The sequence below is a fragment of the Nonomuraea terrae genome (genome assembly GCF_004348995.1).
In the GTDB taxonomy this organism is placed as follows: domain Bacteria; phylum Actinomycetota; class Actinomycetes; order Streptosporangiales; family Streptosporangiaceae; genus Nonomuraea; species Nonomuraea terrae.
On sequence record NZ_SMKQ01000080.1, the window covers coordinates 1 to 20543 of the forward strand.

Below are 20543 nucleotides of genomic sequence, written 5' to 3' on the forward strand. Positions count from 1 at the left end.
GCCGTACGGGGGCGCGAACGGGTGGGCCGGGCAGATCGGGCACATCCCCGTGCGTCCGGACGGTCTCGCCTGCGGGTGCGGCCAGCGGGGCTGCCTGGCGGCGTACGCGTCCGGCGGGGCGGTGGCGGCCCGCGTCGGCGTCCCCGGGGCCGCCGAGGTGGTCCGGCTGGTTGCCGAAGGGGACGCCGAGGCCGTGCGCGTGTGGGCGGAGGCGGTCGAGGCGCTCGCCCTGGCGCTGGCGACGTACACGCTGGTGGCCGACCCCGCGGCGATCGTGCTCGGGGGCGGGGTGTCACAGGCGGGCGACGCCCTGATCGTCCCGCTGCGCGAGCGCCTGGCCCACCGCCTGGGCTTCAGGAAGGCCCCGGAGGTGCGGGCGTCGTCCCTCGGCCCGCTCGCCGGCCTGATCGGCGCCGGGCTGCTCGCCTGGAGGTCACTCGCCCGGTGACACCGGCGGGACCCACGTGGGGGAGCGCTTCTCCATGAACGCCGCGATGCCCTCCTGCCCCTCCTCCGAGGTGAACCGCTCGGCCGACAGCTCGGTCATCCGCCGCATCCCCTCACCGAACGACAGCTGCGGCACCTCCCTGACCAGGCGCTTGGTGATGGCCAGCGCCTCGGGGCCGCCCTTCGTCAGCATCTCGGCGTAGCGGGCGACGGTCGCGTCCAACTCCTCCTCCGGCACCGCCCGCGACAGCAGCCCGATCTCGGCCGCCCGGGCCGCGTCGAACACCTCGCCGGTCAGGAAGTAGTCGGCCGCCGCGCGGGCGCCGACGCGCCGCAGCACCGGCACGGAGATCATCGCGGGCACGACGCCGAGGCGTACCTCGGTGAAGGCGAACGACGCCGTCAGCGGCGCGATCGCGAAGTCGCACGCCGCCACCAGGCCCAGGCCGCCCGCCCTGGCGGTGCCGTTGAGCCGGCAGACCACCGGCTTCGGGCTCTCCCAGAGCGTCCGCAGGATCTCCGGCAGCGAGGCGGTGACCGGCGCGTCCGGCCGGCCGTCCCCGGCGCGCTGCTCCTTGATGTCGGCCCCGGAGCAGAACACCTTGCCCGTCGCCGTCAGCACGACCACCCGGGCCTCCGGCTCGGCCAGCGCCCAGGCGAGCCGGTCGGCCAGGTCGGCGAGCAGGCGTACGGACAGCGCGTTGCGGTTGGGCGGCGAGTCGAGCGTGATGGTCGCGACGCCCGCCGCCAGGTCCTTGTGTACGAGGCTCATGCGCAGCACGCTACCGGGTGCCGATCAGGCCGCCGGCGGACGTCAGCCGCAGTGGCTCCAGTCGGACTTCCAGTTCTTGGTGCCCCACGAACCGCCCCAGATCACGCACTTCTTCGCCGCAGGCAGGCGCAGCGGGCCCGCGTACGAGGTGTACACGCCCGGGTCGGTCGCGGTGGAGCCGCCCTTGACCTGGAGGACCGCGCTCATCTTGACCTTGCCGGGGTGCACCATGCGGGAGATCGTGATCACGCAGTTCCGGCCCGCACCCGTGTGGTACAGCAGGTAGATCGTGGCGTCCGCGCCCAGCGAGTGGGTGTCGATGACCTGGTAGCCGGCGCCGCACACGGTGGTCGGCTTGACCGTGTTGGGCTTCGGCGCGGGCGACGGCTTGACCGTGGTGGGCTTGGCGGTCGGCTTCGTGGTCGGCTTGCTCGTGGGCGCCTTGGTGGGCGACGGAGCCGTCGTGGGGGCCTCGGACGGCGTCGACGGGTCGTGCGGGGGCTCGACGTTCGAGCGCTTCTTCCTGCTCTTCGTCGGAGACGGCGAGGGGTCCGAGCGGGGCGTGCCGACCGGCTGGCTGGGCACGTCCACCACCTCGGGCACGTTGGCGACCGGCTTCTTGGTCTTCTTCTCGCCCTGCCCCGACTCGATGTCGAGGGTGGGCACCTCGTCCGCCGTGGGGACCTCGGGGTCGGAGGTCTGACCGGCGGTCACCGGGGGCTCGCCCGGCTGTCCCGCGGCGCCCGAGCCGTCGCCGGAGGCCTCCCGGGAGGAGCTGCCCACGGCCACGACCGGGACCTCCTCCTTGCTGTTCGCCTGCACGACGACCGCGCCGGCGACCACGAGCAGGGCCGCGGCGGCGGCGCCGGTCAGCGCGAGGGTCAGCGTCCGCCGCTGCTTGGGCGGAACGCCGTCACCCGGCAGCGGACCCGAGGGACGCGCGCCGCCCTGCGGCGGCACACCACCGGGCCCACCCTGCTGAGGCCCGCCCGGCATACCGCCGGGCTGCGCTCCGAAGGGCATCCCGGGTTGACCGCCCTGGGGGTGACCGCCGTGCGCCGTGCCCGGCTGAGGGTGACCGCCGTGCGGGCCGCCCTGGGGACCGCCGGGCTGGGCACCGCCCTGGACAGGCCCGCCGTGCGGGATGCCCGGCTGGGCGCCCTGAGGGTGGCTGCCGTAGGAGGCGCCCGGGTGCGGCGGGAAGCCGTGGTTCTGGGCTGCGGCTGCGGCGTGGTGGCCGTAGTCGCCGGTCTGCGGCGGGGCCGGAGGGACCGGGCCGGTCTGGAACGGGGAGAGGGGGCCGGTCTGGGACGGGGCCACCGGGCCGGTCCGGGACGGGCCGCCGGCGACGTGGATCGGGTTCGGCTGGGTCCACGGGCCCGGGTAGACGTCCGCGCCCGGATGCCCCGGAGCCGGGAACGCGTTCGGAGCGGGCGTGGACGGCGTGGGTACGGGCGGCGTGGATCCGGACGGCGTGGCGTCCGGGCGGCCGGCGACCGGTTCGACGGCGGCGTTCGGCGCGGGCTGGCCGGTGAGGCGGACGATGAGCTCGTCGGCGGTCGGGCGCAGCGCCGGGTCCTTCGACAGGCAGGCGGCGACCAGCTCCGCCAGCACGCCCTCCATGCCGCCGAGCTGCGGCTCCTCGTTCAGGATCCGGTTCATCACGACGGGGATGGAGTCGGAGCCGAACGCGGGCTTGCCCGTCGCGGCGTACACCATCGTGACGCCCCACGCGAACACGTCGGCACTCTCGGAGACCGCGGCCCCGCTGAGCTGCTCGGGCGCCAGGTACGACGGCGTCCCCATGGCCATCCCGGTGGCCGTCGCGCCCGGGGAGTCGAGCGCGCGGGCGATGCCGAAGTCGATCACGACCGGGCCCTCGGGGCCCATCAGCACATTGGCGGGCTTGAAGTCGCGGTGCAGGATCCCCGCCCGGTGGATGGCCGCGAGCGCGGTGGCCGTGCTGATCGCCAGCCGTTCCAGCGCCGCGCCCCGCCGCGGCCCCTCGTTGATGACGAGCTCACGCAGCGAAGGGCCCGGGACGTACTCGCTGACGATGTACGGGCGGCTGCCGTCGAGGTCGGCGTGGAGCACGGGCGCGGTGCAGAACCGGGCCACCCGCTGCGCCACGGCGACCTCACGCAGGAAACGGGTCCTGGCGTCGGCGTCGGCCGCCAGGGCGTGGTGCAGGAGTTTGACCGCGACCTGCTCGCCCGAGTCGCTCTTGCCGAGGTAGACAACGCCCTGACCGCCCTCGCCGAGCCGGGCGACGATGTCGTACGCCCCCAGCCGCCGCGGGTCGTCCGCCGCCAACGGCTGGAACTGATTCACGTCGGACCCCCATCACAACCCCAATAGATGAGGCAAAACGCTACCAGCGGGACCCTTGTCAAGTCTGCCGCTCGTAACAGAACTTTCATGTTTTGACCAAAAAAGTCAGCGTTTTATCGCAGGTGGTGTGGCGAATCCGCAGGTAGGTCACGTCTTGGTCAACCCAAGATCATTAAGTCAGATGGCTTTACCGGGGTTCAGGATGCCGAGCGGATCGAAGACGGCTTTGATCCCGTTCTGCACCTCGGCCGCCACCGGCCCCGACTCCATGGCGAGCCAGCGCCGCTTCAGCAGGCCCACCCCGTGCTCGCCGGTGAGCGTGCCGCCGAGCCGCAGCGCGGTGGTGAACACCTCGTCCGCCGCGGCCCACACCTCCGCGGGCGGTTCGAGGGTGCCGTGGTCGAAGATGAAGACCGGGTGCAGGTTGCCGTCGCCGGCGTGGGCCGCCGTGGCGATCAGCACGCCGTGCCGCGCCGCCGCCTCCTCGATCGCGATGATCATCTCGGCGAGCTTGGACCGCGGCACGCACACGTCCTCGACCAGGCACGCGCCCATCCGCTCCTTGGCCCCGTACGCCAGCCGCCGGACCCCGATCAGCTCCTCGGCCTCCTCGGGGGTGGACGACACGGCCACGAACGAGGCGCCGTTGTCCCGGCAGATCTGCTGCATGCGCTCGGCCATGGCCTGGCCGTCGGCGGCGTCGGACTGGCCGATCAGCATGGCCTGCGTCGTGTCCTCCAGCCCGATGTTGCGCCAGTCGTCGATGGCCTTGAGCGTGGTGCGGTCGAGCAGCTCCATGAGCGACGGCTGGCAGCCGGCCGCCATGATCGCCGACACGGCCGCGCCGGCGTCCCGCGGCGAGCCGAACTCGGCGGCGAACGTCGCGGGTGGCACGGCCGGGGCGCGGCGCAGCCGCACCGTGGCGGAGGTGATCACGCCGAGCGTGCCCTCCGAGCCGACGAACAGACCCGTCAGGTCGTAGCCCGTGACGCCCTTCATGGTGCGCCGGCCGGTGTTCATGATCCGGCCGTCGGCCAGCACCACTTCGAGGCCGAGCGTGGAGTCCCTGGTCACGCCGTACTTGACGCACCGCAGCCCGCCGGCGTTGGTGGCCAGGTTCCCGCCGATCGTGGAGATCTCGTACGACGACGGGTCGGGCGCGTACATCAGGCCGTGCTCCCGGGCCGCCCGGTCGAGGTCGGCGGTGATGACGCCGGGCTCGACGACGGCGATCTCGTCGGCGGGGGAGAGCTCCTTGATCGCGGTCATCTTCGCCAGCGACAGGACGATCGCGCCGTCGCCGGCCACCGCCGCGCCCGCCAGGCCGGTGCCCGCGCCGCGCGGCACCACCGGCACCCGGTGCTCGGTGGCCCACTTCAGGGTGGTCACCACGTCGTCGCGGGAGGTGGCCAGCACCACGCCGAGCGGCTTGCCCGGCGCCACGAACGTGCGGTCACGGGCGTAGGAGTCGATCACGTCGGGGTCGGTCACCACGCGCGCTTCGGACAAGGAGTTCACCAGGGAATCAATCGGTCTCACACAGTGAACTCTATGGTTTGCGCCGGACTTCCCTTACAGCCAAACTGCCCGGATGGATGTGAGGTGCCCGGTGTGTTCGGAGGCCGACCAGGTCATCGCCGTTCCGGGCGTGGTCGCCGCGGGGACGACGTACAAGATCGGACGGGTCCGCTTACCGGGCGCGCGCGAGATCGCCGACCTGCCGACGGCGGCGGCGCTGGGCGCGTCCCGGCACGTGATGAGCCGCACGCAGCTGGCGGTCTGGCTGTCGTTCCCCAGCCGCCACTACACGCCCTGGGTCAGGAACCAGGGATACGTGCTGCTCCTCGTCGCGGCCCTCGTGCACCTGGTCGTGTCGCTGGTGATCGCGATGGGCCAGGACCCGAAGTGGGGCGAGGTGCTGCTCGCCCCGTTCTGCCTGACGGGCCTGTTCTGGATGCTCGGGCTGCTGAACGTGCTCGGCGCGCGCGGCGCCCGCCGCAGGGACGCGGCCGAGCTCACGGCCAGGGAGAAGGCCCTGGCCGTGTGGGAACGGCTGCGCTACTGCCCGCGCGACAACGTGGCCTTCGAGCCGGGCCTCGACATCGCCTTCCATCCGAGCGAGACGCGCGAATACCTCTTCGGTTTCCGTCCCGGCTCCCGCTGACCCGAGGCGGTCAGCCGCGTTCCTCGGCCACCAGCCGCACGCACACGGCCAGCCCCTCGATCGCCTGCTCCAGCTCGTCCAGCCCGGGGTAGGTCGGCGCGATCCTGATCGTCCGGTCGTCGGGGTCCTTCCCGTACGGGTGCGTCGCGCCCGCGGGCGTCAGCGCGATGCCGGCCGCCTTCGCCCTGGCCACCACCTCGGCCGCGTGCGGCACCTCCAGGCTGACGAAGTAGCCGCCCTTCGGGCTCGTCCAGCTCGCCAGTCCGCCGAGCCGCTCGGTCAGCACCTTGTCGACCAGCTCGAACTTCGGGCCGATGAGCTCGGCGTGCCGGCGCATGTGGGCCGCCACGCCCTCCGCGTCGCGCAGGAACTCGACGTGACGGAGCTGGTTGATCTTGTCGGGGCCGATGGACTGCTTGGCGGTGTTGCGCAGGAACCACTCGACGTTCGCCGGCGAGGAGCCGAAGAACGACACCCCCGCGCCGGCCAGCGTCACCTTGGAGGTGGAGGCGTAGACGAACACCCGGTCGGGGTCACCATGCTCGGCGCTGAGCGCCAGTACGTCGGCCAGCTCGGCAGGGGTGTCGGTGAGGTGGTGCACCGCGTACGCGTTGTCCCAGAAGATCCGGAAGTCGGGCGCCGCGGTCGGCATGGCGGCCAGCCGGCGGACCGTCTCGTCGCTGTAGACGACGCCGGTCGGGTTGCTGTACTTCGGCACGCACCACATGCCCTTGACGCTCGCGTCGGCGGCGACCAGGCGCTCGACGACGTCCATGTCGGGGCCTTCCGCGGTCATCGGGACCGCCACCATCGTGATCCCGAGCCGCTCGCAGATCGTGAAATGCCGGTCGTAACCGGGAACGGGGCACAGGAACGTGATCTCCGGCTCCTCGATCCACCGGCGCGCGGCGCCCGGCAGCGGGCTCAGCAGCGCGTGCACCACGGTGTCGTGCATGAGCGCGAGGCTCGCGTTGCCACCGACGACCAACTGGCCCGCGGGCACCTGCAGCAACGGCGCGAACAGCTCCCGCAGCTCCGGCAGACCCTGCAGGTTGCCGTAGTTGCGGGCGTCGCTGCCGTCGGCCGCGCGGTAGGACGCCGGCAGCCGCAGCATGTCGTTGGAGAGGTCGAGCTGGCTCGGCGACGGCTTGCCCCTGGTGAGGTCGAGCGAGAGCCCACGCTGGGCGAGGGCGGCGTAGTCACGCTGAGCGGTCACGATCATCTCCTCCGAGTCGGTCCGGCTTGCAGGATAGAAGATGTCGCGCCGTGGACCGGCGGACTTCCGCCATGTGGACGCCCCGCGCAAAAGTCCCGGCGAAGGATGGCAAAAGACGGCTTCCCCCGCGTCGCCGCTTGGCGTGCAATGGGTAGATCGGGGCAGGCACAACTCCGTACAGGAGGGGAGCAGCCGTGACGACTGTTCGCGAGACCACGATCGAGCAGGTCAGGCGCCGCCGCACCGGGACCGTCATAGCCTCCTGGCTGTCGACCACCGACCACAAGGTCATCGGGTACCTCTACCTGATCTCCTCGTTCGGGTTCTTCCTCATCGCCGGCGTCATGGCCATGATCATCCGGGCCGAGCTCGTCGCCCCCGGCATGCAGCTCGTCAGCCAGCAGCAGTACAACCAGCTGTTCACCGTGCACGGCACGGTGATGCTGCTGTTGTTCGCCACCCCGCTGTTCGCCGGGTTCGCCAACGTCGTCATGCCGCTGCAGATCGGCGCGCCCGACGTCGCCTTCCCACGGCTGAACGCGGTGTCGTACTGGTTGTTCCTGTTCGGCGGGCTGATGGTGCTGATCGGCTTCTTCACGCCCGGCGGCGCGGCCGACTACGGCTGGTTCGCCTACACGCCGCTGTCGTCGTCGGTGTACTCGCCGCAGATCGGCGGCGACTTCTGGATCATGGGCCTGGCGCTGTCCGGCCTCGGGACGATCCTCGGCTCGGTCAACTTCATCACCACGATCATCGGCATGCGCGCGCCGGGCATGACGATGTTCCGCATGCCGCTGTTCACCTGGAACGTGCTGCTGACCGGCCTGCTCGTGCTGCTGGCCTTCCCCGTGCTGGCCGCCGCGCTGCTGGTGCTGGAGGCCGACCGCAAGCTCGGCACGCAGGTCTTCGTCGCCGAGAACGGCGGGCCGCTGATCTGGCAGCACCTGTTCTGGTTCTTCGGCCACCCCGAGGTGTACATCATCGCGCTGCCGTTCTTCGGCATCATCACCGAGGTCATCCCGGTCTTCAGCCGCAAGCCCATCTTCGGCTACATGGGGCTGGTGGGCGCGACGATCACGATCGCCGGCCTGTCGATGACGGTGTGGGCGCACCACATGTTCGGCACCGGGCAGGTGCTGCTGCCGTTCTTCTCGTTCATGACGTTCCTCATCGCGGTGCCGACCGGGGTGAAGTTCTTCAACTGGATCGGCACGATGTGGCGCGGCCATCTGACCTTCCAGTCGCCGATGTTGTTCGCCGTGGGCTTCCTGGTGACGTTCCTGCTCGGCGGGCTGACCGGGGTCATCCTGGCCTCGCCGCCGCTCGACTTCCACATCACCGACACCTACTTCGTCGTCGCCCACTTCCACTACGTCGTCTTCGGCACCGTGGTGTTCGCCATGTTCGCCGGGTTCTACTTCTGGTGGCCGAAGATGACCGGCCGGATGCTCGACGACCGGCTCGGCAAGGTGCACTTCTGGACGCTGTTCATCGGCTTCCACACCACGTTCCTCGTCCAGCACTGGCTGGGCGCGGCCGGCATGCCGCGCCGCTACGCCGACTACGGCGTGGCCGACGGCTTCACCTTCCTCAACCAGCTCTCCTCGGTGGGGGCGTTCCTGCTGGGCGCCTCGACGCTGCCGTTCCTCTACAACGTCTTCAAGACCGCCCGGCGCGCGCCGAAGGTCACCCTCGACGACCCGTGGGGCTACGGCAACTCGCTGGAGTGGGCGACGAGCTGCCCGCCGCCGCGGCACAACTTCACCAGCATCCCGCCCATCCGCTCCGAGCGGCCCGCCTTCGACCTGCACTACCCCCGGGTGCCGCCGGAGGAGGCCCCCGAGGCCGGCGGCGGCGAACCCCCCGAGCTGGGCCCGCGCCCGGGCGACGAGCCGAGAGCCCCGGAGGGCACGCGCTCCTGACGGGTTCGCGACCTTCCCCAAGCGCCCGGTTGGTGCTTGTGTGGAGGTGACTCCGCCCCCCGAGGGAGACCGGCGATGACTGGAACGCGAACTCCCTTCGCCCCCGAGACGGCGCCCTGCGGCAGGAAGGCCGGCGGTGAGCGCTTCATGGAGGACGACGGCTACGGCCTGCTGATCCGCGACTGGTTCTACACCTGCGGCTGCCGCCGCATCCGCCACGAGTACCACGACGGCAGCATCCACCTGTCCGCCGTCCGCCACGACGGCAAGCGCGTCAAGGACCAGGCCGAACCCGATCGGGGGAAATGAGGGACATGATCGATGTGCTGATCGTCGGAGGGGGCGGGGCGGGGTTGCGCGCGGCCGTGGCGGTGGCCGAGAGCGATCCCGCGTTGCAGGTGGCGGTCGTGTCGAAGGTGTATCCGATGCGCAGTCACACCGTCTCCGCCGAGGGCGGTGCCGCGGCGGTGATCGGCATCGGCGACACGCTCGACGAGCACTGCTACGACACGATCTCCGGCGGCGACTGGCTGTGCGACCAGGACGCGGTCGAGGCGTTCGTGGCCGAGGCGCCGCGAGAGCTGATCCAGCTGGAGCATTGGGGCTGCCCGTGGAGCCGTGAGCGCGACGGCCGGGTGGCCGTGCGGCCGTTCGGCGGGATGAAGAAGATGCGCACCTGGTACGCCGCCGACAAGACCGGCTTCCACCTGCTGCACACCCTCTTCCAGACCACCCTGAAATATCAGGACATCATCAGGTACGACGAGTGGTACGTCACCAAGCTCGTCGTCGACGACGGCCGCGTCCACGGCGTCGTGGCCGTCGAGATCAGGACCGGCCGCGTCGAGACCATCCCGGCCAGGACCGTCATCCTGGCCACCGGCGGCTGCGGCCGCGCCTTCCCCTTCACCACGAACGCCTCCATCAAGACCGGCGACGGCATGGCGCTGGCCTACCGGGAGGGGGCGCCGCTGAAGGACATGGAGTTCGTCCAGTACCACCCCACCGGCCTGCCGTTCACCGGCATCCTCATCACCGAGGCCGCAAGGGCCGAGGGCGGCTGGCTGATCAACAAGGACGGCTACCGCTACCTGCAGGACTACGACCTCGGCGCCCCCACGCCCGAGCCGACGCTGCGCAGCATGGAGCTCGGCCCGCGCGACCGGCTCTCGCAGGCGTTCGTGCACGAGCAGCGCAGGGGCCGTACCGCCGACACCCCGTACGGACCGGTCGTCTACCTGGACCTGCGCCATCTCGGCGAGGAGAAGATCGAGCACCGCATCCCGTTCGTGCGCGAGCTGTGCCGCAGCTACCAGAACCTCGACCCGGTGACCGACCTCATCCCGGTGCGTCCGGTCGTGCACTACATGATGGGCGGCGTCCACACCGACCTCGACGGCGCCACCACCGTCGCCGGGCTGTACGCGGCCGGGGAGACGGCGTGCGTCAGCATCAACGGCGCCAACCGGCTCGGCTCCAACTCGCTGCCCGAGATCCTCGTCTTCGGCCGCCGGGCCGGGATCGCCGCCGCCGAGTTCGCCCGCTCGCACCGCGAGGCCGAGCCGGCGGCCGTACGCAGCCAGGGGGAGGACGAGCGGCGGCGGCTGACCCGCGCGCGCGAGGGCGGCGGGAACGGCGGGCGGATCGCCGACCTGCGCGAGGAGATGCAGCACACCCTCGAAGGCGCGGCCGGCATCTACCGCAGCGGCGACGTGCTGACCAAGGCCGCCGACACGCTGGCCGGGCTGCGCGAGCGCGCCGAGGAGGCCCGCGTCGACGACGGCAGCACCGCGTTCAACACCGAGCTGATCAACCTGCTGGAGCTGCACGCCATGCTGGAGGTCGCGCAGACGATCGTGGCCTGCGCGCTGAACCGGCGGGAGTCGCGCGGCGCGCACCAGCGCACCGACCACACCGCCCGCGACGACGACGCCTACCTGGCGCACTCGCTGGTGCACCGCGCGCCCGACGGTACCCCGTCGGTGGGCCTGCTGCCCGTGACGATCACCCGCTGGGCTCCGGGAGAAAGGGTCTACGGCCGTGACTGACAGCGCTGAGACGCCGACGATCCGGATGGAGGTCGCCCGGTACCGGCCGGGGGAGGACAGCGAGCCGGTGTTCCAGGCGTACGACGTTCCGCTCGTGGACGACTGGGCGGTGCTTGACGGGCTCACCTACATCAAGGACCGGCTCGACGGCAGCCTGTCGTTCCGCTGGTCGTGCCGGATGGGCGTGTGCGGCTCGTGCGGCATGACCGTCAACGGCGAGGCCCGGCTGACCTGCGGCACCTTCCTCACCGAGTACGGCTCCGGGCCGGTCAGGATCGAGCCGCTCAAGGGTTTCCCGGTGATTCGCGACCTGGTCGTGGACATCGACGACTTCCTGGCCAAGCTGTCGTCGGTGCGGCCCTGGCTGGTCAGGGAGGGCGAGGAGCCGCCGCTGACCGCCGAGTACGCCCAGACGCCGGAGCAGCTGGAGGCGTACAAGCAGTACAGCATGTGCATCAACTGCCTGCTGTGCTACTCGGCCTGCCCGGTCTACGTGCTCGACCCCGACTTCCTCGGCCCGGCCGCGATCGCCCTGGCCCAGCGCTACAACCTGGACTCGCGCGACATGGACGACCGGTTCGACGTGCTCAACCTGGACGACGCCGTGTGGGGGTGCACGTTCGTCGGCGAGTGCACCAAGGTCTGCCCCAAGCACGTCGACCCCGCCGAGGCCATCCAGCGCTACAAGGTGAGCGCCGCGCTGCGCTCGGTGCTGCCGTGGAGCCGGCGATGACCGAGGACGCGCGCACGGACGTCTACCGGCCGCGCCGCGACCGGCTCTGGTTCACCCGCAGCCGCGGTTACACCGTCTTCGTGCTGCGCGAGCTGACGAGCGTCTTCGTGGCCTGGTCGATCGTCTTCACGCTGATGCTCGTCGACGCCGTGCTGGGCGGGAGCCTCGCGGAGTTCGCCGCGCTGGCCGCGCGGCCGTGGATGATCGCCCTGAACGTGGTGGCGCTGGCCGCGACGGTCTTCCACGCGGTCACGTTCCTCAACCTCGCGCCGAAGGCCACGGTGGTCCGGCTGGACGGCTGGCGGGTGCCGGCCTGGATGATCCAGGGCGGCAACCACACGGCCTGGGCGCTGGTGTCGCTGCTGATCGCCTACGTCGTGCTGAGGTCGTGATGACGCCGAGGAAACGCACGCCGGAGCCGTACCTGTGGCTGCTGTTCAGCGGCGGGGGAGTGGTGGCGGCGCTGGTGCTGCCGGTGCTCGTGCTGCTGTTCGGGGTGCTCATGCCGCTCGGCGTGGTGGACTGGCCCGCCGCGGCCCACCTGCGGGCGCTGGTCGACCACGTGCTCGTCCGGGTCGCGCTGGCGGCCGTCGTCGTGCTCTGTCTCTTTCACGCGGCTCACCGGCTCCGCTTCACCAGCGAGGAGCTGCTCGGTCTCGGCCGGTTCGACCGGCTGATCGCGGTGGTCTGTTACGGCGGCGCGCTCGCCGGCGGGATCGTCGCGGTGAGAATGATGACCTATATGTCGTAGTTTGATCACATTTACACAACGGCCTTTACGCTGAGTTTACCTACCCTCTAACGTCCGGCATTGCACTCTTCATGGCCGATTGCCCGGCGATCCCGGGCAGAGAGGGTTCCCGGTGCCCAGCAAGAAGCGCCTTTTAGCAGCTTTCCCCGTGGTCGCCCTCCTGGGCGCCGCCTTGTCCGTGCCTCCCGCCCAGGCGGAGTCCATCGCCCGCTACGAGCCGACGGCCGCGGACTACTACATCAACTACGCGCCCCCGAGCGTCGAGAGGGACCCGCGGGAGCCCACGCTCAACAACGCCAAGGCGCGGTCGTTGTCCCCGGCCGAGAAGTTCGACCGCAAGTTCGCCGCCGGCAACCCGGCGGCCGGCCGCATCCTCGCCGCGCGCGAGAACGAGGCCATCAGGACCGGCCGCAACCCCGCCGACTGGATCTTCAAGAAGTCGAAGCAGGTCCGTACGGCCAAGCTCCTCACGATCCTCGTCGAGTTCAACGAGCAGGCCAACGACGACTTCTCCGGCTACAACCGCCTGCGCACGGTCAGCAGCGCCCCGGACGACTGCGTCGTCGAGCCGCCTGGCACGTTCCTCAACGGCCCGCTGCACAACAACATCCCCGACCCGGCCACCCTGCCGGCCGAGGACAACAACTCCTTCTGGGTCAAGGACTTCAGCACCGAGCACTTCAACAGGATGCTCTACACCGACAAGGGCATCACCGAGCGCGTCCGTCCCGACCTGAAGGACCCGCGTGACGGCAAGCCCGGCATCGACATCTCCGGCCACACCATGAAGCGGATGTACGAGGAGATGTCGAAGGGCGCCTACTCCGTCACCGGCTCGGCGGTCGGCTGGATCAAGGTCCCGCACTCCGAGGCCTGGTACGGCGCCGCGGCCTGCGGCGGCGCGCCCCAGGACATGTCCGGCCACCCGGACAACCCGCTCGGCGCCCAGCAGTTGCCGATCGACACCGTGAACGCCCTCGCCCAGGCCCAGCCCGACTTCCCGTGGGCCGACTACGACGTCGAGGACATCTCCGACGCCGACGGCGACGGCAACCACGCCGAGCCCGACGGCGTGATCGACCACCTCGTGCTGGTCCACGCCGGCAAGGACAAGTCGTCCGACGGCGGCGCCGAGGGCACGTACGCGATCTGGGCGCACTCCAGCGCGGTCGCCAGCGGCTACAAGATCCCCGGCAGCGACAAGAAGATCTCCAACTACATCGTGCAGCCGGAGGACTCCGGCGTCGGCGTCTTCGCCCACGAGTACGGCCACGACCTCGGCCTGCCCGACCTGTACGACACCACGGGCGCGGCCAGCTCCGCCGTGGACTTCTGGGACCTGATGTCCAGCGGCTCCCACTCCGGCCCGATCTTCCAGTCGATGCCGAGTCACATGGGCCTGTGGGACAAGTGGGTGCTCGGCTGGGCGAACCCGAAGGTGTTCGAGCCGGGCGACCGCGCCAAGGTCGTCACCGTCGGCCAGTCCTCACGCACGCCCAAGCTCACCGAGGACGGCGTCCGCGTCAACCTGGAGTCGGCGCCGGTCAAGATGATCGACGTCCACAGCGGCTCGAACGCCTGGTGGAGCAACCTCGACCAGGAATGGGGCAACCTGACGCTGACCCGCGACCTGCCCGTCCCCGCCGGGAACGATCTCAAGCTGTGGATGTGGAACAACTACGAGATCGAGCAGGACTGGGACTTCGGCTTCGTCGAGGTCTCCACCGACGGCGGCGAGACGTGGACCCAGCAGAAGGTCTACGACGAGGCCGGCAACGAGGTCAGCACGCCGGACGACTACGCCGACCCGTACAAGAACCTCGTCACCTTCGGCAACAAGAAGTACGGCCTCACCGGTGACACCGGCGGCGCCTGGCGGCACGACTACGTGAACCTGACGCCGTTCGCCGGCCAGACGATCAGGCTGCGACTGTCGTACAACACCGACGCCGCCTTCCAGATGCGCGGCTGGCACGTCGACGACTTCGAGCTCACCAACGGCGGCACGGCCGTGTGGAGCGACGACGCCGAGAGCGACACCGGCTGGCTGCACATCGTCGGCACGTTCACCAACACCAGCGGCCAGGGCTGGACGCGCAACAACGGCGAGCGCGAGATCTCCCGCTTCTACCTCGCCGAGTGGCGCAACTTCGACGGCTTCGACAAGGGCCTGCAGTACGCCTACGACACCGACTACCTGCGTGACGGCGCGTGGAAGGTGCAGAAGGTCAAGTACAACGCGCCTGGCCTGCTCGTCTGGTACCGCGACTCGACGTACGTCAACAACAACATCTACGACACCATCCAGACGCAGCCGAGCATCGGTCCCAAGGGCAGCCTGCTGATCGTGGACTCCCACTACGAGCCGCTGCGCCGCACGGGCGAGGCGGCCGAGAAGGACCCGCAGCTCAACAAGAACCTGCAGGGACGCGTCCAGACCTCGAACGCCGCGTTCGGGTTCGGCAAGACGTACCCGTTCAAGGAGTGCCTGGAGGCGGCGGACGAGCCGTTCAGCCAGTACTGCACGAACTTCCCCGCGCAGAAGGGCGTGTCCACCTTCACCGACGCCAAGACGTGGTACCCGGGCATCGAGACGATCGACGGCGGTCTGTACTACCGCGACTTCGACGCCTCGGTGGTCGTGCCGTCGAAGGGCGACCAGGCGTACTCCACCCGCGTGGTGCACCAGGACGGCACCCCGGCCCCTGAGCTGTACGGCCAGACGGTCGCCGGCTCCGTGCTCGGCACCGGCAACCCCGGTGACGAGGGCAAGGCCCTGGGGGTCCAGTTCAAGCTCCTGGCCCCGCTTCCGGGCAACGTGGGCGCCCTCGTCCACGTCGTCCCTCCGCGCACCAGCACCAAGAAGTAGCACCACGGCGGGGCCTCCGTTCCCACGGACGGCCCCGCCCCCACCTCCCGGGGCGCGACCACGCCGGCCGCCCCGGGACCCGGTTCTCCCACCAACCGCTCCTTGGCTGGGCAACTGCCGAAAAGCAGCCGCCTCCCGGGAAGTCGCGTGGCGACGCCGAAAATTCGGGCTGCGTTCAGGCCGCGTTGGGGTGTTTTCCCGCCCGTCCCGGAAGAGAGCCCGCGCTCACATTGACCTGGGAAGTTCGCGGCTGATGCCGGAGCGCGACCGTCCCTCCCTGCCTCGACAGGTCTCAGCCGGGGGGCGTACCCTTCAACCCCAGCCCGCACAGCAGCCCCCTAAGGTTGGTCGCGTTCAGCGACCAACCTCAGGTGGCACGCCAGTGCCCCTACGATGATGACCATGAGCCAACTGCGTGCCAAAGCCGAGCACACCGAGGCGATCCGGCGGGATCGCCGGGTGGCGGTGGTGGTGAACACTCGCTCGCGCCGCGGCCGTCGTCATTACTTCGAGGTGATCGAGCAGATCCACAACCTCGGGTTCGAGCCGCTGGCGGAGCTGTCGGTGTACAACCCCAAGAGGCTGCGCGACCTGCTTGACACGGCCCTGGCCACGGGACCTGACCTGCTCATCGTGGGGGGCGGCGACGGCACGCTGTCGTCCGCCGTCCGTCATGTCGCCCATCGCGACGTCGCCTTGGGCGTGCTGCCGCTGGGCACCACCAACAACTTCGCCCGCAGCCTGGGCCTGCCGCTGGATCTGGCGGGGGCGATCAGGGTGTTCGACACCGGCAAGGTCGCCGACATCGACCTGGGCATGGCCGACGACCGGCCGTTCGCCAATCTGGCGAGCTTCGGGGTGTCGGTCGAGGTGGCGGGCAAGGTGAAGCCGTGGCTCAAACGCATCCTGGGCCGCCCGGCCTACCCGCTCACGGCGCTGACGATCCTGCCGGGCCACCGGCCGTTCCGCGCGTACATCACGGTGGAGGGGCAGCGTCACGAACTGCTCACCCACCAGCTCAACATCGCCAACGGCCGCTTCCACGGCGGCTGGCAGGTGGCCAAGGACATCAGCATCGACAACGGCATGCTGGTGGCCTACCAGCTCGGCTCGGGCAAGAAGGTGCGGCTGCTCGGCGAGACGTTGTTGCGGGCCACCAGCGGCCGCTGGCGCAGCCTCGCGGGCGGGCCGTTCGTGGTGGGCCGGGAGATGCTGCTGGAGACCGACCCGCCGATGGCCGCCGACGTGGACGGCGAGGTGCGCCTGCGCACCCCGATCCGGCTGCGCGTGGTGCCCAACGGTGTGCGGGTCATGGTGCCCGCCTCGTTCGAGGACCGCTGACCGCTCAGGCGCCGCCGAGTCTCCGGTACGCGGCGGTGAGCGGTCCCGACAGGTCGCCGGGCGGCGGGAAGACGCGCGGCAGCAGGTCGGGTGCGGCGGCCGAGGGGCGGCGCTCCGGCCGGTGGGCGGTGGCGCCGGGGCTGTAGAAGTCGGCCAGCCGGTCGGCGAAGGGCACGTCCGCCACGGTCAGCGGGTCGCCCGCCGGCTCGTCGGCCAGCGAGCCGAGCAGCTGCTCGCGCGTACGCCCGCGCCAGGCCAGCACCAGGAACGGGTCGTCGTCGAACGACTCGGCCAGCAGGTAGAGCACGGCCGACAGGTGCTTGCACGGGAACCCCCAGTCGGGGCAGGAGCACTCCATGTCGAGGTCGCGCGGGAACAGGTCGATCCCCATCGCCGCGAACACCTCCTCGATCTCGGGCGGCATCTCCCCCGCCAGCAGCTTGGCCCGGTGCACGGCCTGCGCCCCGATGGACTCCTCGACGGCCTCCCAGCGCTTCTCGCCGTACGCCTCGATCCTGACGACGACCTCGTACGGGTCAGGCCGCGAGCCCTGGACGGCGGCCCGCACCTCGCCGGGGGACAGGTCGATGGACAGCACCTGGCCCTGCCGGGCGTAGGAGCGTCCGCGCGAGAGCCGGCCCTTGTCGCAGACGCGCTCCAGGATGTCGATGAACCGGCGCGACCACCACGTGGAGCCGATGCTGCCGCGTCGCGTACGGGCCTTGATGCCGCCCTCGACGCGGATGGGGCCGCCGCCGTCGTACCAGGGCATGCTCACACCCCCTCGGCCGTCAGCTCGAAGACGTCGCGCAGCTCGTCGGTGGACAGGTCGGTCAGCCACTCCTCGCCGGTGCCGACGACCCGCTCGGCCAGGGCCTTCTTGCGTTCGATCATCTGGTCGACGCGTTCCTCCAGGGTGCCGGCGCAGATGAGCTTGCGCACCTGGACGTTCTTGCGCTGGCCGATCCGGAACGCGCGGTCGGTGGCCTGGTCCTCGACGGCGGGGTTCCACCAGCGGTCGACGTGGACGACGTGGTTGGCGGCCGTGAGGTTGAGCCCGACGCCGGCGGCCTTGAGCGAGAGCACGAACAGCATGGGCTCGGGGTCGTTCTGGAAGCGGTCGACCAGTCGGTCGCGGGTCTTCTTGGGCAGACCGCCGTGCAGCCAGAGGACCGGCCGGTCGAGCCGCTGGGCGAGGTAGGGCTGCAGCATCGTCCCAAATTCGGCATATTGCGTGAAAAGTAGCGCTTTTTCGCCTTCTGCGAGGATTTCTTCCGACAGTTGCTCCAAGCGGGCCAGCTTGCCCGACCGGCCGGTCAGGCGGGAGCCGTCCTTGAGCAGGTGGGCCGGATGGTTGCAGACCTGCTTCAGCTTGGCCATGGCCGACAACACCAGGCCGCGCCGCTCGATCCCCTCACTGCTGTCGATCCTGGCCAGCATGTCGTCCACGACCGCCTGGTAGAGGGTGGCCTGCTCGGTGGTCAGCGGGCACCACTCCTTGACCTCCATCTTCTCCGGCAAGTCAGAAATAACCGATTTGTCGGTCTTGACGCGCCGGAGGATGAACGGCCCCGTCGCCCGCCTCAGCGCCTGCGTTGCCTGCTCGTCCTGCCGCGCCTCGATCGGCTCCTGGAAACGCGTCCTGAACCGCGCACGCGGCCCCAGCAGCCCCGGATTGGCGAACTCCATGATCGACCAGAGCTCGGCCAGGTGGTTCTCCACCGGGGTGCCCGTCAGCGCCAGCCTCGTGCCGGCCGGGATCGAGCGGACGGCGCGGGCCTGCAGCGTGCCGCTGTTCTTGATCGCCTGTGCCTCGTCGCAGACGACCCTGCGCCACGTGTGGGCCTTGAGCGTCTCCAGGTCACGCTGCGCGGTGCCGTACGTGGTGATCACCAGGTCGGCCGAGCCGATCAGGGCGGCGTCGCGCCCGCTGCCGTGGTGGACGTACACCCGCAGCCCCGGCGCGAACCTCGCCGCCTCCCGCTGCCAGTTGCCGACCAGCGACATGGGGCACACCAGCAGCGTAGGGGCGCCGGCGCGCTCGTGGACGAGCAACGCCAGCGTGGTGACCGTCTTGCCCAGCCCCATGTCGTCGGCCAGCACCCCGCCGAGGCCCAGCTCCGACAGGAAGCTCAGCCACGCCAGCCCCCGCTCCTGGTACGGCCGCAACGTCGCGTCCAGGCCCGGAGGCGTGCCCAGCGGGGCGAGCCGCCGCTCGGCCTGCCCGGACAGCAGGTCGCCGAGCACGCCGTCGGCGTCGACCTCCAGCAGCGGCAGCTCGTCGTCGTGGGCGATGATCTCGTGCAGCAGGTCACCCGCGGGCGCCTCGCCCGCGCGGGCCGACTCCACGGCCTTGAGCGCCGCCCTGAGCTGCCGCTCGTCCAGCTCCACCCACTGGCCGCGCACCCGGACCAGCGGCACCTTGAGCCGGGCCAGCTCGGCCAGCTCCTCCTCGCTGACGGTCTCCTCGCCGACCGCCAGGTCGACCCGGAAGTCGACCAGCTCGCGCAGCCCGAACCCCTGGCTCGCCGCCGCGGACTGTGTCTTGGCGCGGGTGGTGAGCTTCAGCCCGAGCCGCGTGCGGCCGGCCCAGCGCGGCAGCTGCACCCCGAACCCGGCCGCCTGCAGCAGCGGCGCCGCCTGCCGCAGGAACGTGAAAGCGCCGGCCGTGTCCAGCGCCAGCTCGCACGGCCGGGGCACGCGCAGGGCCCGGTCGAGCTCCGGATACAGCCGCACCGCCCGTCCCAGTCCGGCCAGCAGGTCGCGCTCCGGCCTGCCCGGCAGGCCCGTCACGGCCTCGCCGCTCCAGACGGCGGCGGCCGGGACATACAGGCTGGGGTCGTCGGCGGCCTGCAATGCCAGCTCCACCCGCCAGCCGGCGGCCTCAGAGGGTGCGGGGGCCTGGGAGGGGTCGGGGGTCTCGGAGGGTTCGGTCAGGCGGAAGCACACCCGTGTGGCGCCCTCGGCGGCGGCCACCGCGTCCCGCCATGCCTCCAGCTCGCGGCGCAGCGCGGGGACGTCGGGGCAGACAGGGGAGTCGCCGGTCAGCGCGGCCAGCCACCGCCCGGCTGGGGTCTCGGGCCGTTCGGTGAGAGGTTCGGTGAGCGTACGGCGGACGAGGGCGTCGGTGAACGCCTCCAGCGCCGCGCCGAGGACCTGCGGCGACGGGCGTTCGGCACGCCAGGCCCGGCAGACCGGCGGCATGGCGAGGGCCAGCTCTCGGAAGTACGCGGCGTCGGCCCCGGTGAGCACGGGCCGCCACACCGCCCGCCCCATCGCGTCGGCGGCGGGCGCCAGCTGCGGGATGACGCGGCCCCGGCGTACCAGATCATGGGCGAAGGCGGTGACGGCGGCCCAGTGGCGCATCGTCGCGGTGGCGGAGTGCTCCGCCGGGAGGGGCAGCGCCCGCACCGCCGGCGGGACGACGGCGGGCACCCGCCACGTCCGCAGCCTCGGCCGGACGGTCTCCGTCTGCCGCCCGCTCTCCGGCGAGGGCAGCGGCTCCTTCGCCGACCCGGGCAGCAACAGCTCCAGCTCGTACGGCGGCGCGTCGTCCAGCCCGAGCACCGCGGCCAGCTCGGACGCCCCGGCCGCGAACGGATGCGCGCGCACCGCCCCGGGCCCTGCTCCGGCGGCCCGGTGGGCGGGCGTGGTCTCGGCCCAGAAGGCGAGCCCGTCGTCCGTCCAAACCCCGTGTACCAGCACGTCGGCAGGCTACCCCGGCCGCCGGTAGATCGAGTCCTTAATGAGCCGCCCTGGAAAGGGTAGGCTGAAGGCATGAACCCTCCCGGATCGTGGTGTGAGCGGCCCAAGCCGCAGGCTCCCTCGTGCGAGCTGCCCTCACCGTGGAGCAAGCCCAAGCGGCCCGCCGACTGGTGCGAGGTCGAGAAGGACCCGGTGCTGTCCCTCCTCGGCAAGCTGATCAAGGCCGCCAAGCGCTGACCTGGTG

17 protein-coding genes are annotated in these 20543 nt (G+C 71.1%); 11 read left to right on the forward strand and 6 right to left on the reverse strand.

All coding sequences use genetic code 11. The features are described from left to right. The coding region (locus E1286_RS24175) for an ROK family protein (protein ID WP_132615731.1) at nucleotides 1-448 on the forward strand (448 nt) is incomplete at its 5' end. Here the strand turns inward: E1286_RS24175 and E1286_RS24180 are convergent. From E1286_RS24180 to E1286_RS24190, 3 genes are all read right to left on the reverse strand, one after another. Then, entirely contained in the window at nucleotides 434-1219 is a 786-nt protein-coding gene (locus tag E1286_RS24180) for an enoyl-CoA hydratase-related protein (protein WP_187368211.1), read from the reverse strand. The genes E1286_RS24175 and E1286_RS24180 overlap by 15 nt on opposite strands. Before the next feature lie 42 nt (nucleotides 1220-1261). After that, entirely contained in the window at nucleotides 1262-3550 is a 2289-nt protein-coding gene (locus E1286_RS49375) for a serine/threonine protein kinase (protein ID WP_223190315.1), read from the reverse strand. A gap of 177 nt (nucleotides 3551-3727) precedes the next feature. Beyond that, nucleotides 3728-5089 carry an FAD-binding oxidoreductase gene (locus E1286_RS24190; protein WP_246075074.1) on the reverse strand — a complete coding sequence of 454 codons (1362 nt, stop codon included), beginning with the start codon at nucleotides 5087-5089 and terminating at the stop codon, nucleotides 3728-3730. 52 nt (nucleotides 5090-5141) lie between these two features. On the opposite strand from E1286_RS24190, the gene E1286_RS24195 reads away from it, so the two are divergent. After that, nucleotides 5142-5714, forward strand: coding sequence for a hypothetical protein (locus E1286_RS24195; protein ID WP_132615732.1), 573 nt, complete (start codon nucleotides 5142-5144; stop codon nucleotides 5712-5714). A 10-nt stretch (nucleotides 5715-5724) separates the two neighbouring features. Here E1286_RS24195 and E1286_RS24200 read toward each other — a convergent pair whose 3' ends face one another. Further along, nucleotides 5725-6936 (reverse strand): aspartate aminotransferase type Ic, encoded by a 1212-nt coding sequence (locus E1286_RS24200; protein ID WP_132615733.1) that lies wholly within the window; start codon nucleotides 6934-6936, stop codon nucleotides 5725-5727. A 188-nt stretch (nucleotides 6937-7124) separates the two neighbouring features. Here E1286_RS24200 and ctaD point away from each other — a divergent pair, with 188 nt between their 5' ends. From ctaD to E1286_RS24240, 8 genes are all read left to right on the forward strand, one after another. Beyond that, nucleotides 7125-8852, forward strand: coding sequence for an aa3-type cytochrome oxidase subunit I (gene ctaD / locus E1286_RS24205; RefSeq protein ID WP_132615734.1), 1728 nt, complete (start codon nucleotides 7125-7127; stop codon nucleotides 8850-8852). Nucleotides 8853-8927: 75 nt separating this feature from the next. Further along, entirely contained in the window at nucleotides 8928-9161 is a 234-nt protein-coding gene (locus tag E1286_RS24210; protein ID WP_132615735.1) for a hypothetical protein, read from the forward strand. Between the two features lie 5 nt (nucleotides 9162-9166). Then, nucleotides 9167-10900: a fumarate reductase (quinol) flavoprotein subunit gene (gene frdA / locus E1286_RS24215; RefSeq protein ID WP_223190317.1), complete on the forward strand. Its 1734-nt coding sequence runs from the start codon at nucleotides 9167-9169 to the stop codon at nucleotides 10898-10900. Next, on the forward strand, nucleotides 10893-11633 hold the full coding sequence (gene sdhB, locus E1286_RS24220) for a succinate dehydrogenase iron-sulfur subunit (RefSeq protein WP_342776254.1): 741 nt from the start codon (nucleotides 10893-10895) through the stop codon (nucleotides 11631-11633). Before frdA ends, sdhB begins: the two co-directional genes overlap by 8 nt. After that, entirely contained in the window at nucleotides 11630-12025 is a 396-nt protein-coding gene (locus E1286_RS24225; protein ID WP_132615737.1) for a succinate dehydrogenase/fumarate reductase transmembrane subunit, read from the forward strand. The genes sdhB and E1286_RS24225 overlap by 4 nt, the downstream gene beginning before the upstream one ends. Continuing rightward, the gene (gene frdD, locus E1286_RS24230) at nucleotides 12025-12384 is read left to right on the forward strand and encodes a fumarate reductase subunit FrdD (protein ID WP_132615738.1); all 360 of its coding nucleotides are present in this window, start codon (nucleotides 12025-12027) and stop codon (nucleotides 12382-12384) included. The genes E1286_RS24225 and frdD overlap by 1 nt, the downstream gene beginning before the upstream one ends. A 148-nt stretch (nucleotides 12385-12532) precedes the next feature. Continuing rightward, nucleotides 12533-15253, forward strand: coding sequence for an immune inhibitor A domain-containing protein (locus E1286_RS24235; protein ID WP_246075075.1), 2721 nt, complete (start codon nucleotides 12533-12535; stop codon nucleotides 15251-15253). 402 nt (nucleotides 15254-15655) lie between these two features. Beyond that, the gene (locus tag E1286_RS24240; RefSeq protein ID WP_132615740.1) at nucleotides 15656-16594 is read left to right on the forward strand and encodes a diacylglycerol/lipid kinase family protein; all 939 of its coding nucleotides are present in this window, start codon (nucleotides 15656-15658) and stop codon (nucleotides 16592-16594) included. A gap of 4 nt (nucleotides 16595-16598) precedes the next feature. Here the strand turns inward: E1286_RS24240 and E1286_RS24245 are convergent, their stop codons facing one another. Together E1286_RS24245 and E1286_RS24250 are read right to left on the reverse strand one after the other, a co-directional pair. Then, nucleotides 16599-17366 carry an SWIM zinc finger family protein gene (locus E1286_RS24245; protein WP_132615741.1) on the reverse strand — a complete coding sequence of 256 codons (768 nt, stop codon included), beginning with the start codon at nucleotides 17364-17366 and terminating at the stop codon, nucleotides 16599-16601. Between the two features lie 2 nt (nucleotides 17367-17368). Then, nucleotides 17369-20299: a DEAD/DEAH box helicase gene (locus E1286_RS24250; protein ID WP_132615742.1), complete on the reverse strand. Its 2931-nt coding sequence runs from the start codon at nucleotides 20297-20299 to the stop codon at nucleotides 17369-17371. A gap of 72 nt (nucleotides 20300-20371) precedes the next feature. On the opposite strand from E1286_RS24250, the gene E1286_RS48060 reads away from it, so the two are divergent. Further along, nucleotides 20372-20536: a hypothetical protein gene (locus E1286_RS48060; protein ID WP_165969888.1), complete on the forward strand. Its 165-nt coding sequence runs from the start codon at nucleotides 20372-20374 to the stop codon at nucleotides 20534-20536. The last annotated feature ends 7 nt before the right edge of the window (nucleotides 20537-20543 follow it).